Origin of the sequence: Streptomyces sp. NPDC060209, assembly GCF_042728155.1 — a bacterium.
Classification (GTDB): domain Bacteria; phylum Actinomycetota; class Actinomycetes; order Streptomycetales; family Streptomycetaceae; genus Streptomyces.
In genome coordinates, this window is record NZ_JBHWZS010000342.1 from 1 (window position 1) to 9,003 (window position 9,003).

Annotated in this window: 10 protein-coding genes; 4 read left to right on the forward strand and 6 right to left on the reverse strand. The window is 68.3% G+C overall.

Annotated features, from left to right (window positions below; all coding sequences use genetic code 11):
- Window positions 1-86: 86 nt before the first annotated feature.
- Window positions 87-878 carry an ABC transporter permease gene (locus ACFWFI_RS37420; RefSeq protein WP_387399369.1) on the forward strand — a complete coding sequence of 264 codons (792 nt, stop codon included), beginning with the start codon at window positions 87-89 and terminating at the stop codon, window positions 876-878.
- 280 nt (window positions 879-1,158) lie between these two features.
- Here the strand turns inward: ACFWFI_RS37420 and ACFWFI_RS37425 are convergent, their stop codons facing one another.
- The 3 genes from ACFWFI_RS37425 to ACFWFI_RS37435 form a co-directional block, all read right to left on the reverse strand.
- Window positions 1,159-1,632 carry an NUDIX hydrolase gene (locus ACFWFI_RS37425; protein ID WP_387399371.1) on the reverse strand — a complete coding sequence of 158 codons (474 nt, stop codon included), beginning with the start codon at window positions 1,630-1,632 and terminating at the stop codon, window positions 1,159-1,161.
- Window positions 1,633-1,771: 139 nt separating this feature from the next.
- Window positions 1,772-2,020, reverse strand: a complete 249-nt coding sequence (locus tag ACFWFI_RS37430) for a hypothetical protein (RefSeq protein WP_387399373.1) — start codon at window positions 2,018-2,020, stop codon at window positions 1,772-1,774.
- Window positions 2,021-2,274: 254 nt separating this feature from the next.
- A complete protein-coding gene (locus ACFWFI_RS37435) occupies window positions 2,275-3,852 on the reverse strand; it encodes a purple acid phosphatase family protein (protein ID WP_387399375.1) in 1,578 nt (525 codons plus the stop codon).
- A 521-nt stretch (window positions 3,853-4,373) separates the two neighbouring features.
- Between ACFWFI_RS37435 and ACFWFI_RS37440 the strand changes: the two genes are divergently transcribed.
- Window positions 4,374-4,769 carry a DUF6355 family natural product biosynthesis protein gene (locus tag ACFWFI_RS37440; protein WP_387399377.1) on the forward strand — a complete coding sequence of 132 codons (396 nt, stop codon included), beginning with the start codon at window positions 4,374-4,376 and terminating at the stop codon, window positions 4,767-4,769.
- A 330-nt stretch (window positions 4,770-5,099) separates the two neighbouring features.
- Complete coding sequence (locus ACFWFI_RS37445) at window positions 5,100-5,774, forward strand: hypothetical protein (protein WP_387399378.1); 675 nt, start codon at window positions 5,100-5,102, stop codon at window positions 5,772-5,774.
- A 98-nt stretch (window positions 5,775-5,872) separates the two neighbouring features.
- On the opposite strand, the gene ACFWFI_RS37450 is transcribed toward ACFWFI_RS37445, so the two are convergent.
- The 3 genes from ACFWFI_RS37450 to ACFWFI_RS37460 all read right to left on the reverse strand — a co-directional run bounded on the left by ACFWFI_RS37450 (window position 5,873) and on the right by ACFWFI_RS37460 (window position 8,382).
- Complete coding sequence (locus ACFWFI_RS37450; RefSeq protein WP_387399380.1) at window positions 5,873-6,682, reverse strand: alpha/beta fold hydrolase; 810 nt, start codon at window positions 6,680-6,682, stop codon at window positions 5,873-5,875.
- Window positions 6,683-6,830: 148 nt separating this feature from the next.
- A complete protein-coding gene (locus ACFWFI_RS37455; RefSeq protein ID WP_387399383.1) occupies window positions 6,831-7,262 on the reverse strand; it encodes a pentapeptide repeat-containing protein in 432 nt (143 codons plus the stop codon).
- A 172-nt stretch (window positions 7,263-7,434) separates the two neighbouring features.
- Window positions 7,435-8,382, reverse strand: a complete 948-nt coding sequence (locus ACFWFI_RS37460) for an SMI1/KNR4 family protein (RefSeq protein ID WP_387399386.1) — start codon at window positions 8,380-8,382, stop codon at window positions 7,435-7,437.
- A gap of 249 nt (window positions 8,383-8,631) precedes the next feature.
- Here ACFWFI_RS37460 and ACFWFI_RS37465 point away from each other — a divergent pair, with 249 nt between their 5' ends.
- The gene (locus ACFWFI_RS37465) at window positions 8,632-8,970 is read left to right on the forward strand and encodes a lysine transporter LysE (protein WP_387399389.1); all 339 of its coding nucleotides are present in this window, start codon (window positions 8,632-8,634) and stop codon (window positions 8,968-8,970) included.
- The last annotated feature ends 33 nt before the right edge of the window (window positions 8,971-9,003 follow it).

Genomic DNA, 9,003 nt, shown 5'->3' on the forward strand with positions numbered 1-9,003 from the left:
CTCACCGTCCACACCCCCGACCTCGACGACGTCTTCTTCGCCCTCACCGCCACCACCGTCCCCGCCCAGCCCAAGGAGACAGCCCGATGAGCACCTTCTCCCTCGCCGTACGCGACTCATCCACCATGCTGCGCCGCAACCTGCTGCACGCCCGCCGCTACCCGTCCCTCACACTGAACCTGCTACTCACCCCGGTCATGCTCCTGCTCCTCTTCGTCTACATCTTCGGCGACGTGATGAGCGCCGGCATCGGGGACGGCGGGGCTGACCGGTCCGAGTACATCGCGTATCTCGTCCCCGGCATCCTGCTGATGACCATCGGCTCCACCGTGGTCGGCACCGCCGTCTCCGTCTCCACCGATATGAACGAGGGCATCATCGCCCGCTTCCGGACGATGGCGATCCCTCGCGAGTCGGTGCTCATCGGGCACGTCCTCGGCAGCGTGCTGCAGTGCGTCATGAGTGTGGTCCTCGTCGGGGCCGTGGGGGTGGCCATCGGGTTCCGGTCAACGGATGCCACCGTCCTGGAGTGGGTCGCGGCATTCGGGCTGCTCACGCTGTTCGCCCTGGCACTCACCTGGATCGCGGTCGGTATGGGACTGTCCAGCCCGAACGCCGAGGCAGCGAGCAACAACGCCCTGCCGCTGATCTTCCTGCCGCTCATCTCCAGCACCTTCGTTCCGGTCGACGCGATGCCGGGCTGGTTCCAGCCGATCGCCGAGTACCAGCCGTTCACCCCCGCCATCGAAACACTCCGGGGCCTTCTGCTGGGCAGCGAGATCGGCCACAACGGGTGGCTCGCCGTCGCCTGGTGCCTGGGTCTCACGGTCCTCGGCTACTTCTGGTCCAAGTCACTGTTCGACCGCGACCCGAAGTAACGGGAAAGGGACCGGTCAGCCCGTCGAGGGCCGGGTCCACAGCTCGTTCAGCTCCAGGGTGGCGTACTCAGACATCGCGTCGGCGTACGCCGCCCCGTTCGCGTCATCGGCGCAGGCTGGCGTAGTCGTATCGCTTGTCCGCGTGGAGCTTTGCAGGCTCGCGCCCTTGTGGTCCGCGGCCCGGGAGCGAATCGACGGAATGCGGCTCTGCTGGACCCTTTCCGGCCGATCACCCGGGCCGGATGACGGCCAAAAGGCCAGGTGGATGTCGGCGGTTGCCTCAGTGCTGGATCAGTCCGCCGACCGGGACCGGAGCGACGTGGCCGGCTGCCGGCAGGGTCCGCGCCAAGGCGAGGCCGATGTCGACCAACGATGACCGGCGCAGGTCGGCGACGTCGGGAATCGGAGTCCAGACCGACTCGGCGACTTCACCATTCGGCTCCGGCCGGAGTTGGCCGCCGGTGATGCGGACCTGGTAGAAGATGCCGACGTTCTGGTGTTCCGGTCCGCCGGGGACGGTGCGTTCGGCTGCGGGGATGAGCCTTGAGTCCACACCCAGCAGACGTTCGACCACTGCGTCGCAGCCCGTCTCCTCAGCGACCTCCCGGATCACCGCATCGAACGGATCCTCCGCGTGCTCGACCCTGCCGCCCGGAAGAGTCCAGTTGGTCTCGCCCTTCGGCGATACGTGACAGGCGAGGAGTACCCGCCCCTTCTCGACACACACGGCATATGCCGCCAGTCGCAAACTCATCAACGGACCTCCCCCACCGGACGCTACTGCAACATCCAGGGTCCGCGAAGTGCTGGGCGGCCAGGACGCGGTCGAGCGCCCGGTGGACTCGTATGAGTTGCGTCCGGCGGAGTGGGCCGCCGGGTAGGTGGGCCCGGAGTCAGCCCGTCGACTCGTCCGGGGCGGGATGCTCCGGGTGCACTCCGGCGTTGCGGGCGGCCTTGCGGCCCGAGCCGGCCTCGTCTGGGTCGGGCACGTCGGCGTCCGGCTCGGCCGCACGCGGCGGGAGAATCACGTCGAGTGCGTCCTCACCTTCCTGGGCCTGCTGGTCGGGCATGTCGGCGGGTGTCGGCGGTGGGCTGCCCTCCGCCCCGGTGTAGGCGGTTCCCTGGGGCCTGCGGTCCGTCATGTCGTTGCTCCCTCGGTGCTCGCCCATTCTGGTGCGGGTCGGGCCGTTGTCGCACCTCGCGTACCCACTGCGCCCCGGACGACGCATGCTTGTCCCGCCTCCGGGATCGAGGTGGCCAACGCGACGGCTACGGGTGGCAGCACCATCCGGTCGTACGGACGTGGATATTCGTTGGCAGGGTGGATCCGCCCCCGTCCGGTCGCCGACCGAGGCGGGGTACCAGCGTTCGGCCGCTCGTCCCCGCCCCTGGCCGTTCAGTCCCGGCTGATCTCGAAGTGGTCGACACGCTCTCCCGACTCGGCGAGCGCTGTGACCTTCATCCGGGCGTGCGGGCCGGTCTCGACCTCCACCGCGAGGAACGAGAAGCCGGTGTAGCGCACCCGGGACCATTCCACGGTCTCGGTCGCCTTTCCGCCGCCCTTGACCACGTGGTACGTGTTCACACTCTCCTGGTCCGCTACGTGACCCTCGTAGCTGTCCGGTGCCGGGAAGTCGTACAGCGCCTTGCCCGCACCGCCGGCCGTGACGTACACGATGCCGTCCCGCGTCGGGTCGGTGCGCTCGCCGATCGGGACCGCGCGCCGGACCGTGTTCTTCAGGATCGCGTCGGTGCGCTCGTAGACGTGGTTGTGACCGTTGATGACCAGGTCCACCTGGTGCTTCTCGAAGAGCGGCACCCAGACGTCGCGCACCCCACCGTCCGAGGCGTGCGCGTTGGTCGTGGAGAACGCGCAGTGGTGGAAGAACACCACGATGAAGTCGATGTCGTGACGGGCCCGCAGCTCTCCCAGGCGACGGTCCAGCCAGCGGGTCTGCCTTCCGTCGCTGATGCCGAAATTGGCCGGGATCTCGTACGAGACGTCGTTGGCGTCGAGCGCGATCACGCCGACGTTGCCGTGCGTGAAGGAGTACGCGCCAGGCTGGTTGACCGGGTCCGGGCCGTTGTCAGGCAGCGTCCAGCGGGCGTTCTGGCCGCCGTAGCCGTCGGGCGAGTACCAGGCTTCCATGTCGTGGTTGCCGGTGGTCACCATCCACGGCACGGTCTTGGACACCGTCTCGGTCTGGGCCAAGAACTGGTCCCAGGTGCGGGCGTCGTAGGTGTCGGTGGTCTGCCCGGAGCCGGACGGGTCGGCGTAGCAGATGTCGCCCGCGTGTAGGTGGAAGGCCGGGTTCTGTCCAAGGATCAGTTGGTCGTTGCCGAGCGCGTGGTAGCTGACACCCTGGTCGCCGAAGGCCGTGAAGGTGAAGGACTCGGCGCGCGGGGGCGCCGTGGTGAAAGTGCCGAGCGTGCCGAGATTGCGGGTGTCGGCGGGGTCGAACCCGTCGTGGCCCACACCGTAGTAGTAGGTCGTGCCGGGCTTCAGCCGCTCCAGGGCCGCGTGTACGTAGAACTGCTCGGCGGCCGCGATCTTGCCGTCGTTGAGCAGCGGAGTCGTCAGGTGCCGCACCTCGGCGTCGATCTTGCGGCTGAGCGCCCAAGGCTTGTTCCCGATCCTGATGTAGGGCCGCTTCACGGCGAAGGGAACCTGCCAGGAGACCGTCATCTGCGTCTTCGCGTCGGCCCCGTAGGCAAGGTGCCGGCCGAAGGGAGCGACCAGCGACCCGTTGACCTGCGTCGAGCTCCGGCGTGACGTGACCGCTTCCGGCGCGGCGGCGTACGCGGGCGGGGAGGCGAAGCTCGAGGCCAGACCGGTGCCCGCGACAGCCGCGGTCGCTGCGCTCGTACGGAGCACGCCACGCCTGGTGAGTCGGGCGCGCAGGTATTCGTGCTGCTCGGCCATGCTCATGCGGTCGGCGAGCTTCTCGGGAATTCCGAAACGAGGGATGTCCATGGCCGAAACATCCACGGGGTTCCTGACGGCATTCCGTCGAATAGATGAACGCCACACGTACAGCCCCCCATGTGTCCGTATGGTGGCCGTGATGCGTCGTCAGGTGGGACGCCCAGCAGGGTGCCTGCTCGTCTTGCCGCATCGATCTCGCAGCGTTCCCGAGGTAGCGATATCGGCCAGGGGCCGCGATCCGGGGCCCCGGGGTCCTCAACGCTGGTTCATGCGATGCCCGATGCTGCGGCTCGTAGGCGTCGAAGGGCGGCAAGTGGAACAGCTCGGGAGCGATGGCGAGCCCGACCTGCAGGCTCGCCAGATCGCGAGTTCTGGCCCGGACCGTCCGGAAGGCTCCACTTTCGAGGGTTTCGCCTCGCCCCACCACTCGATTCAGTGGCATAGGGCCACAGTTCGATCACGTGGAGTTAAGGTGTTCGTGTCGGTGCAGTCGTGTAGTCGGCGTCTTGGCACCAGGCGAACTCAATCAGCTCGTCGTCCATCGTTATGGCTCGCCGTAAGGAATGTTCGTGAAGCTCTCCCTGGTCAATTCTCCCCGACTCGCCTGCGCGGTGGCGTCGAGCGCGCTCATCGCGACTGCGATGGTGATGCCCGGGGGTACGGCCTCCGCCGAATCCGTCCGTGGTCCAGAAGTGCGGCAGGCAGACGCGAGCTCGGCCGCACAGTGCGGTTTCTTCCGGTACAACGTCCGGGAATCCCAGTTCGCCGCATACAACCACTGCGGCGAGACGACGGTGCTGATCCATGTCGACGTCAGAGGGGGCGGCAGCGCGAACGACTTCCACCTCTGCGTCGGCCCCGGCCCCACGCAGCTGCCAGGTGCCGGTCCGAACTACCTCAACGCCTACTACATCGGCGGCGCCGGGTGTCAGAGCGGATACCGGAGCGGACACACACCCCACTGAGCAGGGCCCAGGCCGGCCGCTCGATGACCCGGCATGGTTCGGGTGGCACGCAGCAAGCCGCATGCGTCCGAAAAGGCGTCCGCCGGCTGGCGATCCGAAGTCACCGCAGCTTTCGGCGCGATGGCGGTGTTCAAGGACATGGTCACCGATAGCGTCCGGCACCGCAGGCTGTCGGGCGTGACGTCGCTGGAGGTCGGCACGGGGGCGGTGTGCTGCCCGGGCTCTCCGTACAGGCTGGACGGGCTTGGACGGATGAGGAACTGCTGGGAGCACGCAGGCGTCCCTTCGTGTTGACCATTCGGCACAGAGACGCGTGAAGGAGCCCCTCGGGTGACCAGCACTCTGACCCTGCAAGCGCTGCGGCGACTGAGGACCACCCCCGGCGGGCAGCTCGACTGCCGGATCAACTTCGCCGACGGGCCGGGCTCTTCGCGACCGGTCGCCTATGTGGAACGCGAGTTGCAGCCCAACGGCATATCCGCCTATCTCGACGCCCGGAAGAGTGGCGCCCGCTCCTTCGTCCTGTGGGCGGACGAGGACCGCACAGCGCGGGTCGCCACCCTGGTCACCGTCTCTGCGGGCAGCGGACGGGCACAGTTCCAGGTGGTCAGCCCGCAGGGTGAAGTGCTTGGTGAGATCACGCGCGACCAGGCGTTCCACCGGGGACTGCGCACACGCTGGACGGTGGGCTGCCCAGGCAGTCCCGACGCACTGGGATACAAAGGCCGGCTGTTCTGGTGGTGCGTGTGGTGGCTCTGTTCGCCCCTGCTGCCGCTCATCATCGTGGCGGCCCTGTTCGGTGGTGGCGGAGGTGATTTCCCACGCGGCCCTCGCCGTATCAAGTGGCGCACCGGAGGACAGGTCCCACTGGAGTTCAAGTCGTCCGGGGACACGGTGCATCTGAACGCACCAGGGCTGGACTGGCGGCTAGGAGCCGCCCTCGTGGCTTTGATCCCTTCTTTCGACAGCTGGATCGGAGACCCCTGGGACCGCAGGAAGGACTGACGGTCCGGTGCGGAGCATCCGTGGTGCGGCTGGTGGTGGCCACGGACGGTGGGTTCCAAGAACGCGTGAGCAGGATTCCGAACAAGCCTGGCAGCGAGTCAGGCCGCAGCGCCGTCCGTGGCTCCGGGCTTCGGCGCGCGCCGGATGGGCAGCATCGTCTCCACCTCGTCCTGCGCGAAGTGGTCGAGGATCAGACGGTTGACAAGGGCCGGCTTCTCCAGCGGAACCAGGTGGGAGGCACCGGGGACGACGGCCAACTGGGCGCCCGGGATCGCACGGTACAGCGCGGTCGTGTGCTCCAGCGTCATCATGTCGTCATCGCCGACCATGATGAGGACAGGTGCCTCTACACGGGCCAGGTCCCCGGTGGTGAGCGTCGGCTGGGTACGCCACATGTCGATCACCTTCGCCGCCACCACCGGCCAGTGGTCCGCGCCGTCCGGCGCGACGGCTTCGTACATCTCCCGGAAGAAGGTGAGATCGGCCCCGCCCGGCGTCATCGCATCGACCATCGCCGGTTCGACGAAGCACTCGGAGGAGGGGCGGAAATTGGCCCCGATCACCACGGCCTTGCGGACCAGGTCGGGCCGGGCCATAGCGACGAGCAACGCGACGACGCCCCCGTCGCTCCAGCCCACGAGATGTGCCGGTCCCCCCACGACCGTCTCCAGGAACGCCACGGTATCGTCGGCCATGTCCTGGTACGAGAGCGCTCCTGGGACATCAGGGGTGTGCCCGTGCGCGCGCCGCTCGGGCAGGAAGACGCGGTATTCGGCTGCGAGGTCGGCGCGTTGCGCCCCCCACGTGTCGTTGGTGCAGAAGCCTCCGTGCAGCAGGACCAACGGATCGCCGGCGCCCTCGGTCTCGTACCACGTCCTGACACCAGGAAGGTCCACGTAGTCGCCCATTGTCCCAGGCCTTTCCGGACTGCCGTCGTCCCTGGCCAGTCTGCGCCGTGACACGGACGTCCGCCAGGCGGACCAAGGGCGCCGGGCAGACCGCACGCAGAGTGCGGTGCTGGACCGGAGCCGACCCGGCGGACGGGCCAAGGGCCTACTATCTCTCGCCATGCCCCGGTGGCCACCCGACGACGCCCTCGGTCCGGACATCGCGCAGGGACGCTCCTTCGAACCGGGCCCGGGTGACGTCGGTCAGTCCGAACGGGGGCGTGCCCGTGTTCACCCGTCCGAGCGTGGCGCCGGTCAGATCGGTGTCGCGCAGGTCAGCACCCCGTAGGTCGCATCCGGCCAAGCTGACCCCGCGCAGCGAGGCCCCGCGCAGGTCTGCGCCGCTGAGGTCGCAGAGCTTGAACCGGCAACCGTCCAGGGTGGCATGGCGTAGATCGGCCCGGATGAACGAGCAGCGGGTGAACCACAACTGCGACGTACGAGCGGAAGCAAGATCCTGGCCGTTGAAGTCCTCCCCGTTCAAGGCCGCGTATCTGCGAAGCGCGGCAAGTCGTTGTCTCGCAGTCACCGGCTTGGGCATGAACGCCAGCGTGTCAGCCGGAACGGTGGACGTCGCCCGGTTTTCCGACAGTTCGCCGTCCACCGGTCACTTGCCGGCAGTCAGGTGAAGCGGTCTTCGCACGTGGGAAGCCTTGGTGCGGCTGTCCGGAGACCGGACGACACCGGCACCACGAGGTCAGCAACTGCTTCGGTCAGCCGGTCAGGGGCTGCCACCGGCCTTCCCGTGCGGGGCCGACACTACTGCGCCACACCAGCACCCCACCGATCAGGCCGGGCTCGTCCCGGGTCGCAAGGGCCGGTGCTTCGAGCATGTCGGCGGCCTCTTCCAGGTAGGTGACCAGCGTGTCGAGTTCTTCGCCGGGGCAGTCGTTGTAGCGGGACCACCGGCCCAAGTAGCCGGTCGAGGCGTCCAGGTACAGCCCTGAGGTGCTGTCAGCCGGGCCGAGGGCGACAACCGGTATCCAGGTCGGCTTCCACACGGTGATCCGGTCGTCTCCGGGGCGGTCGGTATCAAGTGTGTCCTGGCGGGTCTGGGCATCCATCTTCAGCTGGTAGGCGGCGGTCACGGCGTCCAAAGTCATCAGAGCCCGGTTGCCCGGCAGACATCCCCAGCCGTTGGCCCCGGCGTCGCCCGCCGTCAGCAGCCACAGGACGCGCAGCTCGATGGGTATCTCGATGCCGAGGTCGCCCTCCAGGGCTGCGATGGCAGCGGGGCCGGCACCGGCGTGGAGCGCAGCGTAGGAGTCGTGGGCGTTGTCCTGGAGCCAGCTGGTGATGCGACGCCAGGCGTCGGCGACCTCCCGCACGGTGACCGCGGCGGCAACAGGATCGGCCGGCTGTACTTGCTCCCGGTCCTGCTCTTCGTCTTGCGCGTCCGCGGCGGGCTCGGTGGAGGAATCCAGGTTCACGTACCGGATCTCGATCCGCTCCGGCTCGCGGATGTAACCGATGGCCAGGGCGGGGCAGTCCTCGAAGAGGTCGCCGTCGAGGGTCACCGTGAGGATGCCCGGCAGACCCGAGGGCAGACCCATGTCCGGGTCGTCGGCGAGCCGGCCGGCCACTACTTTCAGTGCGTAGGGAACACCGGCCCCGAACTGGGCGGCCGTGTCACGCAGGTGCGGGAGGATCTCGACGTCCACGCCTCGGGGGTCCTGTCCGGTTGGTTGGTCGGTCGGTCGGTCGGTTGGTCGGTCGGTCGGTCGGTCGGTCGGTCGGTCGGTGAGCGATACCCCTCACACTGAAGCAGTTCCTCCCGAGGTCCGCGATCGGTTCCCGTGAGCGAGCGCGGTGCGAACTGGTGCAGCATGGCAACCATTCCGGCCCCGTCCGGGTCCCTCCTACCGGGCCCGCACGGGGGCCCCGACAGTTCGCCAGGAGCGAGGAGCGCCGTGGGGGTCCGTAGGGCAGCGAAGGGCATCGGCGAGTTCCTGGTGGAGACGGTCGGGGAAACGATCGCCGAGGCACTCCTCAGCCTGCTGGCCTGCGCCCTGCTCGTCTGCCTGGTTTTCATCGCCTACCTGAGCTGGTCCTTGAGCCCGCGCTTGACCGTCGTAGGTGGCGGACTGCTCAGCCTCTTCCTCGCCCACGGCGCCTGGGTGACCTTCCGCGACCCCGCGCGGGGTCGCCGCCGTCGGGGCGTCGCCGCCGTGACGACGGTCGGCTTCACCCTGACCGCCGCGACGGCCGTCTTCCTGCTGTTCTATGCCACCGGCTGCGACTGCCTGTGAAATCGTCGGTGTCCGCACTCCCCCGTAGGAGGC